Below are 315 nucleotides of genomic sequence, written 5' to 3'. Positions count from 1 at the left end.
CCGGCGCAGGCGATCGCCGATATGCAGAAGGATGGTGCCGGCTTTGCCGGGTTCGCCACCTGGCTCGATCTGACGCCGGCGCATCCCGACATGCTGGCGGTGCCGGATCCGGACTCCGTCATCCAGTTGCCGTGGAAACCGGAAGTCGCCTGGGTCGCGGCCAACTGCATCATGGACGACAAGGAGGTCGACCAGGCGCCGCGCAACACGCTGAAGCGGCTGATCGCCGAGGCAGCCGCCGACGGCATGCATGTCAAGACCGGCGTCGAAGCCGAGTTTTTCCTGATCTCGCCTGACGGCAAGGCGATCTCCGAC

The 315-nt window shown here is 66.0% G+C and carries 1 pseudogene; it reads left to right on the top strand.

Annotation, left to right across the window (positions count from 1 at the left end):
- A pseudogene (locus tag EN852_RS38225) lies at window positions 1-315 on the top strand (type III glutamate--ammonia ligase); the annotation flags it as partial.

The sequence above is a fragment of the Mesorhizobium sp. M2E.F.Ca.ET.209.01.1.1 genome (assembly GCF_004010375.2).
GTDB lineage: Bacteria > Pseudomonadota > Alphaproteobacteria > Rhizobiales > Rhizobiaceae > Mesorhizobium.
Note: the sequence above shows the minus strand (reverse complement) of the source record. Positions and strands in the feature narration are given on the sequence as shown.